Here is a 15,917-nt window from a genome sequence, read left to right as displayed (position 1 = left end):
AAATCGTGGACGCCGTCGGAATCAATCAAAACTTTGATATGGCGCCGTAAATGCCGGGGAGAGTCAGATGGCAACGCCCCGCGGAAAAGCTGCGCGGTTAGGACAGGGGGGACGGAAGGCAGATCGCCGGGAACGACCGCCTGCGGTCTGGGTGGAACACCACGTGCACCGATGCCGGCAGGTATGCGGGTGGTGAGAATGGGAATCAGTGCTTGACGAACAGCTGCTGGGGAAATTCAATGAATTTTTCGCACCCGTTGTCGGTAATCAGCACCGGTTCGCTGCATTCAAAGCCGTAGGTGTCCAGCCAGATACCCGGCATGAAGTGGATGGCCATGCCCGGTTTCAGCACGGTTTTATCACCGGGACGCAGACTTACCGTATGTTCTCCCCAGTCGGGCACATAATTCAGGCCATAAGAGTAGCCGACCCGGGAGGGTTTGACCACGCCGGTGTGCGCGATAGCCGCCCGCCAGCGCGCCTCCACCTCCTCGGCCGTCGTGCCCGGGCCGATAAATTGGAGTGTCTCCTGCAGGCCGGTCACCACGCCGTCGGCGGTTTTGATAAGATCGTCGGGAGGGTCCCCGAGGAAAACCGTGCGGGCGAGCGGCGCATGATAGCGGTGCCGGGCGCCGCACAGCTCCAGCAGCACCACGTCGCCCAGGCGGTATTGGCGGTCCGGATCGTAGGTCAGGTGGGCGGTGGAGGTCCGCTCCGCCGAAGGCATGATCGGAAAAATAGCCGGCGGCGCACCGCCGAATTCATCGGTCCCGGCAATCTGCGCCGCCGACACCATGGCGGCCGCATCCTTTTCCCGGACACCGGGGGCAATGGCGTCGATGGCGGTCTGCATGACCTTTTCGCAGATCCGCGCCGCCTGCCGCATGTAGGCGATCTCCGGTTCGGACTTGACGCTTTTGACCCAGTTGACCAGATTGGTGGCATCCATCAGCACAGCCCGGTTCAGTTCCTCCTGGAGGGTCAGGTACATCCGGGCACTGAACCAGTAGCCGTCCATCTCCAGCCCCAGGCGTTTTTCCGCCAGACCCTGATCGCGCAGCAGCTGGGCCACGTAGCGCATGGTGTGGGTGTAGCGCGACTGCACGTATTCATCCGGGTAGCCGAAAATGCACGCATCGGGCAGCCAGGTGGTCAGCCGGGCGCCGTTGGCGTCCTGCTGCCGGCCGAACCACAAGGGATGGTCGAACGCCAGGGAGAGAATCACTCCCTGATGGACATAGAAGGACCACCCGTCATAACCGGTGAGATAGTTCATGTTGGCCGGATCGGTCACCAGCAGCAGTTCCATGCCGCGCCGGTCCATGATTTCCTTGACCCGCCGAATCCGTCGGTCGTACTCGTCTCTGGAAAAGATCATCTGTTTTTGCATCATCGACACTCCGGGCGTCATGAAACGGTTAAACCGATATTTCTCTCAGCAGCGATTTTCAGGGTGTTGATGGCGATCATGGTGTCCTGCACGCCCACTCCGGTCAGGTCGCAGACGGTAATCTGGCGGCCGTCGCTGCGTCCGGGGGTGCGGCCATTAATGATCGCTCCCAGTTCAGCCACCGGTGAATCCGCCGTCATCCGATTCTGCGCCACGGCGCTGCGCAGTTCTCCCAAGCGCATGCTCTGGGCTTTGAGATCGCAGGCCACCAGGTCCGCACGGGCCAGCACATCGGCTTCCAGTTCCTGTTTCCCTTCCGTGTCGCTGCCCATGGCCGTGATGTGCAGGCCGGGATGAAGCCATGCGGCTTTGATGAAACCCTGGCGGGCGGGCGTGGTGGTGACCACGATGGCACTTTCCTTAACCACCGCTTCGATGCTGGGTGCGTTGATCACCCGAACATTCAACTGCTGCCACATGTCCCGCACATAGCGATCCCTGGCATCGTCTGGATCCAGGCTGAACATGCGGATGGTCGAAAAGGGTCGCACCAGCATCAGGGCCGCCATCTGAAAGCGGGCCTGCACCCCTGAACCGATCACCCCGACACTATCGACGGTTTGCGGAGCCAGGAACTTGGCGGCCACCGCTCCGGCGGCACCGGTGCGCACCTGGGTCAGGTAACCGTTGTCCAGCAGCACGCCCTGGAGAAATCCGGTCTCGGCGCTGACCACCAGCATCAGGCCGCTCTGGGAAGGCAAGCCCAACCGGTGGTTTTCAAAAAAGCCGGAGGCGACTTTGACGGCCATTTGGTCGTAGCCTTTGATGTAGGCGCTTTTGATGTCCACTTCCCCATTTTTTTCCGGCACCGGAATCATCATAATCGGGGGAACCAGGGCATTGCCTTTGTCCAATTCGCTGAATCCGGTCTCGATGGCCGCGATCACCGAGAGGTCCAGCGAGACAATGCTTTTGATCTCTTTTTCATTGAGTATGCGAATCATGGATGGGTTTTCCTTTCCAAGCGCTCCCGAAGGATCTGCAGATAAGCTGCGGTATCGACTGTGCCCCCGGAAACGATGGAGACGACACGCTTGCCTTTTACATCGATCCTGCCGCTCAGCATAGCCCCCACGCCAACGGCGGCGGCGCCTTCGGCAATGATCCGGTGGGTGTCGAAAAGATGGAACATGCCGGCCTTGATTTCCTCCTCGCCCACCAGCAAATGCTCGTCCACGTATTTTTCAACCATCGGCAGGGTGTAGTGGTTCTCGAAGCCGATCCCGCCCAGCAGCGAGTCGGCAAGGGAGGGTTTTTCTTCCACCTGCACCGGCTTGCCGGCTTTCAGGCTCTCGACCATGGCCGGAGAACGTTCAATGGATAGCCCCACGATATGAATGTCGGGGTTGATCGATCTGGCCGCCATGGCCATGCCTGCCAGCAGGCCGCCGCCGGACAGCGGGATCATCAGCACCTGCGTCTCCGGCAGTTCGCGCAGGATCTCCAGGGCGATGGTGCCCTGACCGGCGATGATCAGCGGGTCATCGAAGGGAACCACGGGGATAAGCCCCCGGTCCTGCATCAATTCCCGGTAGTTCTGTTCGGCTTCGTCCTGGGAACGGCCTTTCACGGACACCTGCGCGCCGAGTTGTCGGATCATCTCCACCCGGTAGGCCGGCACATGCTCGGAAAGGCAGACCGTCGCAGGGATACCGGCCCGGCCGGCCACAAAGGCCACGGCCTTGCCGTGATTGCCCGTCGAAAAAGTGATCACACCCCGCTGCCTGGCGTCATGGCCGAGACTGAGAATTTTATTGGCCGCCCCCCGGACTTTGAAGGCACCGGTGTGCTGCCGGTTTTCCAATTTAAAATGGACGCTTTGGGCGCCGCTTTGACCGGCCAGCTCAGGCGCCAGGATCAACGGGGTTTCCCTGACCATGGACCCGATGCGACAGCGGGCCTGGTATACATCCAGCAGGGTGGGCATTTGTTTCATGGTAAATCCTTTTGAAAAAGCGCGTCGCTGCAGTGATGCCCGTCAGCCACCCATGGCCAGATTCGGCAGAAAGAGCGCAATCTGGGGAAAGGCGATCAGGATGATCGTCGCCAGGATCAATATCAGCAGGAACGGCAGGGCATGGCCGATCACCTCGAGATAGGGACGCCTGAAGATCAGCTGCGCCGTGAAGATGTCGCAGCCGAAGGGCGGCGTGGCCGAGCCGATGGCCGCCTGCAGCGTCACGAGGGTGCCCAGCAGAATGGGATCGACCCCGGCGCCGACCACATAGGGTTGAAACACCGGACTGAGGATGAAGATGGCCACGATGGGGTCCACAAACATGCAGGCCACAAAATAAACCACCACGACGATGCCGATGACCCACAGCATCGACGGATCGGTTCCGAAGAGCGGGGGCAGCAGCTTGGCCGGAATCTGCAGGAAACCGATCAGGAAGGAAAAGGCCTGTCCGGCGCCGACCAGGATGAAAACCACACCGGTAATGACGCCGGTCTGCAGAAACGCATCCACGATGCGTTCGAAGGTCAGGCTCTTATAGATGATCGTTTCCAGGATCAGTGCGTAGAGAACCGCCGCCGCCGCTGCCTCCGTGGGGCTGAAGAAGCCGGCATAGATGCCGCCCACGATGATCACGGGAAATCCCATGACCGGCAGCCCGTCCTTGACCGCGGTCATTCGCTCGGACCAACTGGCTCGGGGAAGGGTCGGAATCTTTTTTACCTTGGAGTAGATGTAGCAATAGATGGAAAACATCACCAGAATCAGCAGACCGGGAAAAATACCGGCCAGAAAGAGCATTCCGATGGAGGTGCTGGTGGCCACCCCGTAAACGATAAACCCGATGGAGGGCGGGATCAGGAAGGCGATGTCGCTGGCATTGATGATCAGCCCCAGGGTAAACGGGCTGCTGTACCCCGCCTCCAGCAGCATGGGACGCATGGTCCCGCCGATGGCCGCCACCGTGGCCTGGGTGGACCCCGAGACGGCGCCGAAAAGCGTACAGCTGGCATTGGTGGTGATGGGCAGGCCGCCGGGCAGATGGCCGACGAAAACCTTCAACATCCGGATCAGGCGGATGGAGGATTCGCCCGAGGTGATAATGCTGGCGGACAGGATGAACATGGGCACGCATACCAGCGCCGGCGGCGTCACCCCGGTAATGACCTGTTGCACCATGGTGATGATCATCTTCGGGGCGAAGTCCGGCATATAGACGAACAGGTAAAGAATCAAGGAGCCCAGCAGGGTAACCATGAAAGGAAACCCGAACAGCAGCATGCTCGCCAAACTGATTCCGAAAAGTGTCATACCTGCGCCCCTCCGATCTCTTCATCTTCATATTCGCTCTGCTGGTCCGGAGACTGCCAGGGCTCCTTCTCGATGAAGTTTTTGAGTATCGTCCGGATGTACTGGATCCCGGCCAGGCCGAAACCGATCGGCATGATCACATAAAAAGTCCACTTGGGAACCCGCAAGGCAGGGGTCATGTGCCCCTTGGACATGGCGTTTAGCAGATATTCCCAGGAGGCCCAGGCCATGATCGCCATCACGACGGCGCTGATCAGCGAAATAATAATGATAAAGGTCTTTTCCATTTTAGGCGGCATGGCATCCAGAAAGGCCCCCATGCGGATGTGGCGCGCTTTGCGGACGCCGTAGCTCACACCGGTGAAGGTCATCAGCATCACCAGAAACTTGGAGACCTCCTCGGCAAAGTAGATGCTCTGGAAAAAGGTGCGGGCAAACACGTTGGTAATCAATAAGATTCCCAGCGTCGCCACGCAAAAAACCAGGATGGAGACTTCCACCGCATTGACCACCTTACCGACGGCCCGGTTGAACTTTCGCAACGGGCCGATTTTTACCGGATGTTGACTGCCTGTTTGCATGGATGTGACCTCGCCCTGCTGGAGCAATAAGGCCCTGCGGCGGCCCGGAGGGCCGCGGCAGGGCGCCGTTATTTAATTATTTGACATTGAGCGCTTTTTTGGCGTTGGCGATGTCTTTCAGCAGGGCGTCCAGCACCGCCTGGGCGCCGTCTCCCCCGATTTTGGTATATTCCGGGTAGACCGTCTCGGCCTTGGCCTTGAATTTGGCAATGGTCGCATCGTCGAGAACGTGAAATTTGAGCGACGGTTTGGCCGCCTTCATCTTCTCCATATCGGAAGCGTTCCGTTCGGTAATCCAGTTGCCGGCGGGGACGATGGACTCGATCCAGAACTTGCGCATCTCATCCTGGGCATCTTTGGTCAGGCCGTCGAAAAAGGCCTGGTTGACGGTCGGAATGCCAATGAACGGTTCGCTTTTCAACTGGGTGAGATGGGACTGCACCTCGTAGAACTTCATGCTGTAAATGGCGAACATCGGGTTCACCTGGGCATCGATCAGCCCCATCTGCAATCCGCTGTATACTTCTCCGTAGCTCATGGGGGTGGGGCTGGCCCCATACGCCTTGTAGTCTTCCACGAGCAGTTTGGAGGACATCAGCCGCAGTTTGAGACCCTGCATGTCTTCCAGGGATTTGATCTCCTTTTTGGAGGTCACCCACTGCCAGCCTTCAAACATGATCGCCAGCGGTACGAGATCGTTTTTACGGAAGGCTTTTTCCAGCAGCGGCAGGAATTCGCCGTTTTCGGCCATCCAGCCGAGCACCTCGGGCACCTTTTCGGTGGGAAAGATGTAGTTCAGTGCCAGCGCCTGAGCCTGGGGAACAAAGGAACTGATCCAGGCATGATCGGAAAAGACGAACTGAACGACGCCCATCTGGGCCAGTTCATTAATGTCGCCGGTATTTCCCAACGTGCCGTACGGGTATACTTCGATGTCGATTTTGCCGCCTGACCATTTTTTCATGTGGTCGGAAAAGTTCCTGGCCCAGACGGTCATGAAGTCGCCTTCAATCTCTTCCGAGGCCAGTTTGGCCTTGATTGCCGGACCGGTGTAACTGGCGGCCAAGGCGGTACCAAAAAGGGTGAGAACAAAAAGGGCGGTAAACAGCACAATGCTTTTTTTCATGGTCCGATTCCTTTCATCTGCAGCTCGACGAGGCAAGCCGGGGGTTATTGGGATTCCATTTCAGGGTCGGGTCAGTGTCTGGCGATCACCTCCTTTTCCATTGGCGGGCAGGGTCAAAAAATTCAAGGCGCCGTGGACATGCATGGCGACTCCGTTTAAAAGCACATCTTCATCGATGTTGAAGCGTGGATGGTGATGGGAGACGGTGGTGCCCTTCTTCTCGTTGCCGGCACCGAGAAACATGAACACACCGGGTACGCGCTCGCTGAACTCCGAGAAGTCCTCGCTGGCGATGGTGAGGTTGTCGATGATGGCGTTTTTATCTTCGAATACCTCTTCGGCGGTGCGGCGGGCCAGCGCTGCCATGCCGGGATCGTTGATCAGCGGGATGTTCTCATGGACGATGTCGATCCGGCAGGTGCAGCGATGGGTCCGGCAGACCTGCTCGGCCACGCGCCGGAACCGTTCGGTCGGCTGCTCGATGCTGTCGGGCCCCCCTTTGTAAAGAAAACGGATGGAGCCCTCCAGGTCGATCTTGTCCGGGATGACGTTGCTCTTGGTGCCCCCCGAAATCTTGCCGAACATAATGACGGTCGACTTAAGGTTGCTGATCTCCCGGGTCTGGATCATCTGCACTGTCTGAATCAGGTTGGCCGCGGCAATCACGGGATCGATGGCGTCCTCGGGTATGCCGGTATGTCCGCCTTTGCCGAAAATGGTCATTTTAAAGACGTCCAGCCCGCCCATGACCGGGCCGGCGGTGATGCCGATCCTGCCCGAGGCCACCGGCGTCCAGACATGCAGGCCCATCACCGCATCCACCGCAGGATTTTCAAGGACCCCTTCTTCGATCATGCGCAGGGCGCCGGCGACCTCTTCGTTGGGCTGAAACACGAATTTGATGGTTCCCGTGATGGCGTCCCGGTTGTGCGACAACACCTTGGCGGCGACCAGCAGCATGGCCATATGGGCGTCGTGGCCGCAGGCATGCATCACCCCCGGGTTTCTGGACCGGTAGTCGACATCATTTTCTTCGGCAACCGGCAGGGCGTCCATATCCGCCCGGAGCATCAGCACCGGACCGGGATGGGATCCATCCAGAAGGGCCACCACCCCGGTTCCCGCCATCCGACGAGTGGGCAATCCCAAATCTTTTAAATAAGCTTCGACGACCTCCGCCGTACGGTGCTCTTCAAAGCCCAGCTCGGGGTGCTGGTGGAAGTCGCGCCGCAGGGCGATCAGTTCATCCCGGTAAGGTTCGATCGGGTCAAAAATCTGCATGGGCATATCCTGCTGGCTTGTTGTTGTCTGAGCTGGTTTCCGGTTTCACATAAAACCGACATAGGGCTGTTTAACCACTGCCGAGAATACGAAATTGATCATGGTGATATAATCGAACACCGGCACCTGAACGGCCGCCTGCAGCGCTGCGGCATAAGGGGGCAGCAGACTGCACTCCAGCAGCAGGGCCTTGACCGCTTTATCCCGTGCCATACACTGCCGGCCGGCTGCCACCACTTCGGCAGCCACTTTGTCCGGGTCCAGCGTACCCGTTTCCTGGATGGCAAACCGGTGGAAGTGTGGCTGGGCTTCCAGCCCCTCGACAACGAGACGGTCGGCATCGGTCACCCCCACGGCGGCCAGCAGCGTTTCGCCCAGGCTGCGGCCGTCGGCCGTGAGAACGCCGACCTTGCTCTCCTCACCCAGAATGGAGAGCATAAAGGGAATCTGCAGCAGGCTGGACAGAAACACCGGGACAGCAAGTTCCCGGGCCAGGCGTTGCTGGTGCAGGGCCATAAACCCGCAGTCGCCGGTCACGGCCCGCACCCCCTGGTCGACCAGTTCCCGGGCGGCGGTTTTCAGCGCGTCGTAAATCGTCGGGTCCTTGCCGATGGCCCGCGCCACCGTAAATCCTTCGATTTTGCGGAAACGAACGGGAAAGTCATAAGTGGTGGCATTGGCTACATCCCCGGGGATGAAGGGCACCGACGTATCCAAAAGGAGGATGCCGATGCCCTCTCCACTGCTGGCCTGCCCTTTTCTGGCGTGATGGATCATGGGTTCGCTTATCCCTTGACAAACAGTTTGCGGGGCACATCGGCGAAGGTTTCGCAGCCGTCCTCGCTGACGCGGAACGATTCACTGCACTCGAACCCGTAATTGTCCATCCACATGCCCAGAATCATGTGAAAGGTCATGTTGGGTTCGAGAATCGTCTGGTCGCCGGGGCGCAGGCTGGCGGTATGCTCTCCCCAGTCCGGCGGGTAATTGAGCCCCATGGCGTAGCCGATGCGGGATTCCTTCTCCAACCCGGCCTTGGCGATGTGCTTGCGCCAGACCAGCTCCACCGCTTCGGCGCGCATGCCCGGTTTGATGGCCGCCAGGGTGAGATTGAGGCCTTCCACGGTGCGGGCGGCCAGTTCAACCAGTTTGGCCGGCGGGTTTTTGCCCAGATAGGCCGTACGCGCGATGGGGCAGTGGTATCGGTGCCGGCAGGCGGCCAGCTCCAGGTTGACCATCTGCTCACTTTCATAGGGGGCATCGGTCCAGGTCAGATGGGGGGCCGAGGTTTTCTCCCCGGTGGGCATCATGGGTACGATGGCCGGATAATCTCCGCCGAACGCATCGGTTCCCGACATCTGCGCCTGGTAAACGGCGGCCACGGCATCACACTCGCGCACGCCCGGTTCGAGACGATCGATGGCGGTCGTCATCACCCGGTTGGCGATCTGCCCGGCCTGGCGCATCAGGTCGATCTCCGCATCCGACTTGATCAGGCGGATCCAGTTGACCAGCAGGTCGGCGTTGGCAAAGCGCGCATCGGGCAGATGTTTTTGCAGTTCGGCATAGCCACGGGCGGAGAAGTAGTAGGCATCCATTTCCACGCCGACGGTCTTGCCGCCCCAGCCGCGCTCGGCAATCACATCTCCCACGAAATTCATCGGATGCCGCGCCAGGGTCTGAATGTAGTTTTCCGGGTATCCGATGATTTGAGAATCAGGCAGAAAGGTGGTGTGCCGCGCTCCGGCCACGTCCATTCTCCGTCCGATCCACAACGGAATATCGGCGTCCAGGCTGACCACGACACACTGGGGTACATAAAACGACCAGCCGTCGTACCCGGTCAGGTAGTTCATGTTGGCCGGATCCGATGATATCAGCACATCGATCCCGATTTCTGTCATCCGCATTTTAGTCTTGCGGATTCGCTCAAGGTATTCTGCTTTCGAAAACAAGCTCATTGTCCTCACCTCTCGACAAAAAAATTGAACCGCAACAGCGAGCGCATTCCCCGTCGCTTGCGGCGGGGTTAGCGAGCGAACCAAAAAAATAGACAGAATTCTTTACGGTCGAAGATTCCTCGCAGCTTTAAACCGCGGGGAGTGAGCCCGCTATCCCGGTTCAGGACCGCAGGGCCGCCACACCTCGCCCGATGCGGGCGATGCCTTCTTTCAACTGCTCCATGCTCACGGCAAAAGAGAGACGCACAAAGCCCTCCCCGGCCTTGCCGAAAATACTGCCCGGAACCACGGCCACCTTGTGTTCCTTGACCAGATATTTGGCAAAATCCCAGGAAGAAAGATCGGTAGAGGAGATGTTCGGGAAGGCGTAAAACGTCGATTCCGGTTTGATGCAACTGACCCCGTCAATGGCATTGAGCCCTTCGTACACCAGTTCACGTCGCTTCGCATAGGTGGCAACCATCTCGCGCACACAATCCTGAGGGGCGGAAATGGCGGCCAGGGCGGCCCGCTGGGCCACGGCGGTCACCCCGGACACCATGTGCTCCATGAGCTTTTCCATTTCGTCGATGATCGCCTTGGGGGCCACGGTGTAGCCTACCCGCCAGCCGGTCATGGCATAGGATTTAGAGAGCGTGAAGGCGGAGATAGTCCTTTCCGCCATACCTTCTAATGCTCCGATGCTGATGTGCCGGTGTCCGTCAAACAGGATGTGCTCGTAGGGTTCGTCCGAAAGGACCCATATGTCATGCTCAATAGCCATATCGGCAATGGATCTGAGGATCGCCTCGTCGAAGATCGCCCCGGTGGGATTGGACGGGGTGTTGATGATCATCAGCTTGGTCTTATCGGTGATGGCGGCCCGGATATCGGCCGGGTCCACCTTGAACCGGTTGGATTCATGGGTGGCAACAGGCACGGGAACGCCGCCAAAAAGACGAATCTGCGAGTAGTAGTCGTAGCCCGGGTCCATCACGATCACTTCGTCTCCCGGGTTGAGCAGGTGCAGGCAGGTATTGAAAATGACCTGCATGGCCCCCACGGCGACGTAGACTTCACGGTCGGGGTCGGCATCGATGCCGTTTTCCGCTTTTACTTTTTGGGCGATCACCCGGCGCAGGTCGGCGAACCCTTTGGCCGGCGGATAGCGGGTGTACCCGTCGTCCAGGGCCTGCTTGGCGGCGTTGCGGATAAAGGCAGGGGTGTCGAAATCGGGCTGGCCGATGCCCAGGTTGACGACCCCGGGGACCTCCTCGGCCAGGGCAAACATGATGCGGATGCCCGACCATTCGACAGCATGAGTTCGGTCGGACAGATAGTTTGGCGTTGTCATATACGGTTTCCTTATGATGTCTCACCGGCAGGAAAGCACGGTTGACGGTTATGCAACCACCGGGAGAACGAGGTCGGCCGGTCCCTTTGCGGACGTTTTCAGATCCGGCGCATGCCTGTGCATGAGTTCCATGACGATGGAGGCGATCTTGACTTTCTCCCGAATGAGATTGGCGTGCCAGGCTTCCTGTATCCAGGGCTTGTAGATGTCGCCTTCAGAGGTTCCCGGTTCGAACTTGAAGTAGCATGGCGAGGCCACGCGAGCGATTTCGGGCGCCTCGTATGCCCTGAACATGCCGCCGAAGGAGTCGACGATAATCACGTACACATCCAATGGCAGATTGGCCGCCTGGCGGATGGAGCCCAGAATCGGCAGGGATACATCCGATATGGGATTCATGGAGTTGGCGCCCATGGATTCGATGACTTTGGCACCGGCGGCGCTGCAGTATCCGCCGAAAACGGAGAATTTGAAGATGGTCTCGGCCGGAATCAGTCCTTCGGCGCGCATCTTGTTCAGGATGAACAGCACGCCTTCGTCGTAAACCAGAAAACCCCGGTGGCCGGACTCGATGTTGCGCATGATATCGGCAATGTGGTAGGAAATATTGTCCGATCCTCTCAAACGGAATCCCTGCATCCCGCCTTCCGGGGTGGAGATCTCCTTGGATCCGGCATCCCAGCCTTTGCGGTGCCCCACGGTCATGATCATCTCGATCTTTTCATCGCGGGCCATCCGGGCCATGTCCTTGAGTTCCTGGAAATCACAGTAGGTGGATCCACCCACGGCGGCAATGCACCGATGGATGGTCACATTGCGTTTGTGAGCTTCGTCGATCATGGCCTCCATCGTGGATGCTCTCTCCACGCCGGCAATTTCGATCCGATAGTTGGCACCATCGGGAAAGGATTTGGCCGACGTGGGCAGCGCATGGGCGTCCCGGCCGGGGATACCTTCTTTTTCCATGAAATCACGAATCGTTTTCAACACATCAGACATTTTTTCCTCCATCAGTTCTTAATAGTAAAATTTCCGGTTACCGGCTGTCGGTTATTGATCTAACAGTTTCTTGAGCTTCGGCAGTTCTCCATCCACCATTTTGTAGGCGTGTTCTTCTTTGGGGAACTGTCCGTTGCGGGCCTCCTGAGCATACTGCTTGAAAGCGGTTACGGTTTTTTCTCCGAAATTTTCATATTTTTTAACGAATTTCGGGGTGAACGCCTGGAAAATTCCCAGAACGTCGCTGCAGATCATCAATTGTCCGTCGGCTTCCCACCCGGCACCGATGCTGTATACCGGGATGCTCAGCCGCTGACGGATAATGCCGCAGACTTCAGGCGGCACGGCTTCCACCAGCAGCGCAAATGCGCCGGCGGCCTGGATAGCGATGGCATCCTCGATAACTTCTTTGGCGGCTTCAGCCGTCCGTCCCTGGGCCTTGAAACCGCCCTGCTGGCCGGAACTCTGAGGCGTGAGCCCGATATGTCCCATGACCAGCATCCCTCCGTCGGCAATGGCCTGGATCTGGGGGCAAACGCGGACGCCGCCTTCCAGTTTAATGGCGTCCACCCCGGCCTCTTTGTGGAACCGCCCTGCATTGCGCACGGCTTCTTCCACGCTGACCTGATAGGAGAGAAACGGCATGTCACCGATAATAAATGTGTGGGGGGCGCCGCGCCGAACCGCTTCGCTGTGCCAGATGCACTGATCCATGGTCACCGGAACCGTTCCGCTGTACCCGTAAATGCACATTCCCAAAGAGTCGCCCACCAGGATCATGTCCATTCCGGCCTGCTCGGCGAATGAGGCCGTCCAGTAGTCATAGGCGGTAATCCAGACTGCCTGTTGACCCTCCTGCTTTAATTTCAGCAGGTCGAAACGCGTCATCTTCTTCTTGCTCATGGATTGTTTTCCTCCTTTAGATTCGATTTCTCATCAACCGAGTTGGATTTTTCAATTTTCAGGGGCACCGATCAGCCGCGATATTCTGCGGCACAGCGGCAGAAGCGTCTCTTGAATGACGTCGATCTTTTTTTTGGACATCCGCTGGGTGGGACCGGAGACGCTCATGGCATAAGTCGGACGACCCGTGTGGTCAAACACCGGTGCGGCCACGCAGCGCAGTCCCAGGCTCAGTTCTTCGTCGTCAATGGCATAGCCGCGTTGCCTGATTTTTTCGATGTCTGCTTTTAACTTCTCCGGGCTCGTAATTGTTTTAGGTGACATCGCCACCCACTCCACCGATTGGAGATAGTCTTCGAGTTCGCGTTCGGGCAGAAAGGCAAGCACGGCTTTGCCCAGACCGGTGCAATACGCCGGCGCCAGTGCCCCCAACCCGACGTCCAGTCTTAAAACTTCCGTACTGTTGATCTTGTCCAGATGGACGATTGCGGTTCCGTCCCAATGGCCCAGATTGACCGTTTCGCCGCAGGCCAGAGCCATTTCCTGCAGAAAGGGATGCACGCTGTGGCGGATCTCGAAGCCGTCCAGCTTTCTCATGCCCAGTTCGACGACTTTAAAGGTCAGCCGGAACTGTCCCTCTCCGGTCTTCTCGACATAACCCAGATCTCGCAGGGTCGCTAAAAACCGGTGGCTGGCAGCTCTGCTGGTTTCCAAGTAACCGGCCATACGGGAGGAGGACATGTCGCCCTTTTCGGCTAGCAGCTCCAAAACACGCAGACCCTTGGCCAGTGACGAAACAAAATAGTATTTTTCCCCTTTTGTTGGCATCAGTCACCTCTCCTGCCGAAATGAATGGGCTGATCCGCCCTGGAATGCGCGTCGGGATAGATGTCTCTCTATGCGTGACGTCGTCTCTCAATGTGTGACGCCTTACCTTACGGATACGGGTTCACCTTGTCAAGGTTTTTTACAAAATACGTCGACGGTTTTCGGAAAGGATAGTGGATGGAGGAAACGAAGAGGAAAAGGTCTGCAAGCACTGGGAGGAAAGGGTCTACCCTGCGAACTTCTCGCAGACCCGGGAAACTGGCCCGCCGTCCGCCAGGGTCTGGGAAACACCCTGCTTGACGGCCTCAGGGCGCCGTATCTTATGTTCGGGGTCGATCTGGGGAAATACAACGGGGACGCTTCGTGGACACTGTTGCTGCCGGCCCGGACAATCATCGGCACCGAGGGGTTATCCGCGAGGCAGCAGCCGTATCAATCCTAATTCTTTATTTTCGACGTCCCCGGAATCAATGTCTGGGTGGAAATGATGCCGCCGATCTGTCTTACATGCTCGTGGACGAACTGGCCGATGACTTCGGCATCTGAGGAGAGCAGGTCCCGGGTCAGGACAATTTTTACGAGGATGTCGATACTTCCGTGAATAGAGTGAACCTCTTTGACTTCGGGTAGGGCGAAAAGTTTTTCCACGACCTTTAATTCCCCCTTGGCTTCCACATTCATGGTAATAAACGCCGTAATGCTGCGCAGCATTTCCGGGTATTCTTCTTTATTCATCTTGGCCATCTTCTCTCTGAATGCCTCCACGTCTCTGGGAATGAGTTTGTCGATGCCAATGCCGTAGTGTCTAGCGCGCCCCTTCTCCCACTGGTGAAACGAGATGTAGGCGTAAAGGTCGTCGAGGGTGCGGCCGGGAAAGGAATCCAGCAGTTTTCCTTTTCCGATGATACCGATCATCGGCAGGTAAATCGTATGGTACCAGTCTTCGGCGGCCTGTTTGAGTGTCGCCCCGGGTTTTTCCCCTCCGGCGAGAAATGCCCGATGGTCTTCCACCTGTTCGAGCAGGTAGGGGAACTGGCCCACTTCGGTAATATCGATCGGGTGGGTCAACCCGGTCTGCTCCATGAACTCGCTCTTTTCCCGGTAAATGATGTTCTCCAAGGTATTGCTGGAAGGAATGAATTCGACGATTTTAGCCATAATGTCAGACCGGCCGAACTCCTTGGCGGCGGCAATACGGTGATTCCCGTCCAGAACGTAGTATTCATCCTTGATCTTGTACAATTTAACCGGCGGCAGGGATTTGCCTTCCCGCATGGCCTTCTTGACGCTGATGAACCGGTCCGGCGGCACATGCCCCTTGAGCTTGAACTGGCTGTCAAAGTCGTGGTACCGCCCCACACTGCCGACGATCTGATCCATGGGAACGGTGCAGACGCCTCGGTCGATGTGGTCGAAGGCGCCTTCGCATTCCTGGTTCTCCCGGAAGCATTTGGCCTCGCTGTTCCGGTTGCCGCGCCACAGTTTTTTGATCAGGTCTGCCAGGCTACTCATGATCCACCTCCAGAAGATGGAAGGCAAAAGTGTTGATGACACGGGTGTCGCCCACCAGAGTCACCCGTTTGGACGGATCGGTGAAATGGGCGTGAATGTGGCCATGGATAAAATACCGCGGTTTGAATCGGCTGATGAGCTTTAAAAAGCTGTCGAAACCCCGGTGACATCGATCTTCCGCATCATGAATATGCCTGGGCGGCGCGTGGGTGACCACCATATCCACGCCGCCGGTAAACCACAGCCGCGGCAACATGCGCCAGATCATCTGGCGCATCTGATAGTCCCGGTACTGGATCGGTCCGCCGTTGTACCAGCGCGATCCCTCAAGGCCCATAATCCGAAGCCCCCTGAATGTGACCCGCCGTCGGTGAATGTTCAGGCAACCCACCGGGGGAGCGTTCTGGTAGCGGATATCGTGGTTGCCCCGCACGTAGTAGAGCGGCACATCCAGCTGTTCCCGAATGGATGAAAGATATTCCGGCGGCAAATCGCCGCAGCTCAGGACCAGTTCAACGCCGTCGAAGGGTCGGGTGTCAAACCGTTCGGACAACTCGGGGACTACTATATCAGAAATACCGAGAATCTTCATGGGCATCTATTTACCCTTTTCAGGGTAGGTTGTAAACGCCCCTTGACGCAGCATCATCGTATTGTGCATATTGATCGCACTGA

At 57.9% G+C, this 15,917-nt stretch carries 15 protein-coding genes; all 15 read right to left on the bottom strand.

Annotation, left to right across the window (positions count from 1 at the left end; translation table 11 throughout):
• Positions 1 to 205 precede the first annotated feature (205 nt).
• Positions 206 to 1,393 carry a Xaa-Pro peptidase family protein gene (locus ACHZBS_RS25420; protein WP_319409345.1) on the bottom strand — a complete coding sequence of 396 codons (1,188 nt, stop codon included), beginning with the start codon at positions 1,391 to 1,393 and terminating at the stop codon, positions 206 to 208.
• 14 nt (positions 1,394 to 1,407) lie between these two features.
• On the bottom strand, positions 1,408 to 2,394 hold the full coding sequence (locus ACHZBS_RS25415; protein ID WP_319409344.1) for a cyclodeaminase: 987 nt from the start codon (positions 2,392 to 2,394) through the stop codon (positions 1,408 to 1,410).
• Positions 2,391 to 3,386, bottom strand: a complete 996-nt coding sequence (locus ACHZBS_RS25410; protein ID WP_319409343.1) for a threonine/serine dehydratase — start codon at positions 3,384 to 3,386, stop codon at positions 2,391 to 2,393. Before ACHZBS_RS25410 ends, ACHZBS_RS25415 begins: the two co-directional genes overlap by 4 nt.
• A gap of 42 nt (positions 3,387 to 3,428) precedes the next feature.
• A complete protein-coding gene (locus ACHZBS_RS25405) occupies positions 3,429 to 4,718 on the bottom strand; it encodes a TRAP transporter large permease (protein WP_319409342.1) in 1,290 nt (429 codons plus the stop codon).
• Positions 4,715 to 5,299, bottom strand: a complete 585-nt coding sequence (locus tag ACHZBS_RS25400; protein ID WP_319409341.1) for a TRAP transporter small permease — start codon at positions 5,297 to 5,299, stop codon at positions 4,715 to 4,717. Before ACHZBS_RS25400 ends, ACHZBS_RS25405 begins: the two co-directional genes overlap by 4 nt.
• Before the next feature lie 76 nt (positions 5,300 to 5,375).
• Positions 5,376 to 6,425, bottom strand: a complete 1,050-nt coding sequence (gene dctP / locus ACHZBS_RS25395; RefSeq protein ID WP_319409340.1) for a TRAP transporter substrate-binding protein DctP — start codon at positions 6,423 to 6,425, stop codon at positions 5,376 to 5,378.
• 60 nt (positions 6,426 to 6,485) lie between these two features.
• Positions 6,486 to 7,706: an amidohydrolase gene (locus tag ACHZBS_RS25390; RefSeq protein ID WP_319409339.1), complete on the bottom strand. Its 1,221-nt coding sequence runs from the start codon at positions 7,704 to 7,706 to the stop codon at positions 6,486 to 6,488.
• Positions 7,707 to 7,751: 45 nt separating this feature from the next.
• On the bottom strand, positions 7,752 to 8,483 hold the full coding sequence (locus ACHZBS_RS25385; protein ID WP_319409338.1) for an aspartate/glutamate racemase family protein: 732 nt from the start codon (positions 8,481 to 8,483) through the stop codon (positions 7,752 to 7,754).
• 8 nt (positions 8,484 to 8,491) lie between these two features.
• On the bottom strand, positions 8,492 to 9,667 hold the full coding sequence (locus ACHZBS_RS25380; protein WP_319409337.1) for a M24 family metallopeptidase: 1,176 nt from the start codon (positions 9,665 to 9,667) through the stop codon (positions 8,492 to 8,494).
• Between the two features lie 160 nt (positions 9,668 to 9,827).
• The gene (locus ACHZBS_RS25375; protein ID WP_319409336.1) at positions 9,828 to 11,000 is read right to left on the bottom strand and encodes a pyridoxal phosphate-dependent aminotransferase; all 1,173 of its coding nucleotides are present in this window, start codon (positions 10,998 to 11,000) and stop codon (positions 9,828 to 9,830) included.
• Between the two features lie 48 nt (positions 11,001 to 11,048).
• Complete coding sequence (locus tag ACHZBS_RS25370) at positions 11,049 to 11,999, bottom strand: hypothetical protein (protein WP_319409335.1); 951 nt, start codon at positions 11,997 to 11,999, stop codon at positions 11,049 to 11,051.
• A gap of 51 nt (positions 12,000 to 12,050) precedes the next feature.
• Positions 12,051 to 12,902, bottom strand: a complete 852-nt coding sequence (panB, locus tag ACHZBS_RS25365) for a 3-methyl-2-oxobutanoate hydroxymethyltransferase (RefSeq protein ID WP_319409334.1) — start codon at positions 12,900 to 12,902, stop codon at positions 12,051 to 12,053.
• Between the two features lie 51 nt (positions 12,903 to 12,953).
• Positions 12,954 to 13,730 carry an IclR family transcriptional regulator gene (locus tag ACHZBS_RS25360; protein ID WP_319409333.1) on the bottom strand — a complete coding sequence of 259 codons (777 nt, stop codon included), beginning with the start codon at positions 13,728 to 13,730 and terminating at the stop codon, positions 12,954 to 12,956.
• 438 nt (positions 13,731 to 14,168) lie between these two features.
• Complete coding sequence (locus ACHZBS_RS25355; RefSeq protein ID WP_319409332.1) at positions 14,169 to 15,242, bottom strand: Lrp/AsnC ligand binding domain-containing protein; 1,074 nt, start codon at positions 15,240 to 15,242, stop codon at positions 14,169 to 14,171.
• Positions 15,235 to 15,840 (bottom strand): metallophosphoesterase, encoded by a 606-nt coding sequence (locus tag ACHZBS_RS25350; RefSeq protein WP_319409331.1) that lies wholly within the window; start codon positions 15,838 to 15,840, stop codon positions 15,235 to 15,237. Before ACHZBS_RS25350 ends, ACHZBS_RS25355 begins: the two co-directional genes overlap by 8 nt.
• Positions 15,841 to 15,917: the final 77 nt, after the last annotated feature.

The organism is uncultured Desulfosarcina sp. (assembly GCF_963664155.2).
Taxonomy (GTDB): Bacteria; Desulfobacterota; Desulfobacteria; order Desulfobacterales; family Desulfosarcinaceae; genus Desulfosarcina.
The sequence above is the reverse complement of the archived record's forward strand: the minus strand, read 5'-3'. Positions and strand labels throughout refer to the sequence as shown.